Raw genomic sequence first — 1,073 nt, forward strand, 5'->3', positions numbered from 1 at the left:
TTCATGGCTGAAGCGCGCTCGTTACTGCGTCAGATGGAAGAGGTGAAAGCACAAACTCGTCGAGCTGCGCACGGCTGGAAAACAACGTTGAAACTGACGCTGGATAACGTAGTGAAGCTCGAAAAGCTCAAGCCGCTAGTGGAAGATTTTTATCGAGAGTTTGAATTTGCGGAACTGCAAATCAACATGGAAGTCTTTAACGGCTCTTGGGAGGCGATCGCTCAAGGTCGTGCCGACATCGTAGTCGGAGCCACTTCAGCAGTTCCGGTCGGCGGGGATTTCGAAGTGAAAGACATGGGTGTGTTGGATTGGGCGTTTGTCATGTCGCCTGCTCATCCTTGTGTACGTCAGCAGGTTCTCACCGAAGAGTTTGTTAGCCAGTTTCCCGCGATTTGTCTGGATGACACATCGAACGTACTGCCAAAACGACACACAGGTCACTATGCCAAGCAGCGTCGTTTATTATTGCCCAATTGGTATAGTGCGATTGAATGTTTAAAAAATGGCGTTGGAGTCGGGTATATGCCGCGTCATATTGCGATGCCACTTATTCATGAAGGTGTGCTGGTGGAGAAACTGCTGCAAGATGACAAGCCATTGAGCCGATGCTGTTTGGTATGGCGTAAAGATGACGATCATAAGTTGATCCAATGGATGGTGGATTATTTGGGATCACCGAATCAGTTGCATCAAGATTGGTTGCAGTGTTAGTCAAAAGAAACGTCAGATCTCAGTATTAGCTTACCACTTGATGAATCAAACCGTGAATTGGAAACAAAACACCTCGCCGTAGCGAGGTGTTGATAAGGCGAATTAAGACAAGAAAAACTTGTAGGATGGATTATCGGTTTCATCCTTACATTGGTAGCCAAGTTCTCGTAAATGCGCTGAAAATTGGGCTAAATCGCTTTCATCTAACTCGAAACCACACAGAACACGTCCGTAGTCGGCGCCGTGGTTGCGGTAGTTGAATAGGCTGATGTTCCAATGGGTGCCAAGCGTGCTTAAGAACTTCAATAGTGCGCCTGGATACTCAGGAAATTCAAAGCTATAGAGACGCTCTTTCAGTTGTT

Annotated in this window: 1 protein-coding gene and 1 pseudogene; one reads left to right on the plus strand and one right to left on the minus strand. The window is 46.9% G+C overall.

What is annotated here, in order from left to right; translation table 11 throughout:
* On the plus strand, positions 1-711 hold a 711-nt coding region (locus tag R7P35_RS26020), incomplete at its 5' end, for a LysR substrate-binding domain-containing protein (RefSeq protein WP_318093359.1).
* 102 nt (positions 712-813) lie between these two features.
* On the opposite strand, the pseudogene R7P35_RS26025 reads toward R7P35_RS26020, so the two are convergent.
* Positions 814-1,073, minus strand: a pseudogene (locus tag R7P35_RS26025) (threonine ammonia-lyase, biosynthetic); the annotation flags it as partial.

Source organism: Vibrio sp. Vb0304 (assembly GCF_033338995.1).
GTDB classification, from domain to species: Bacteria; Pseudomonadota; Gammaproteobacteria; order Enterobacterales; family Vibrionaceae; genus Vibrio; species Vibrio alginolyticus.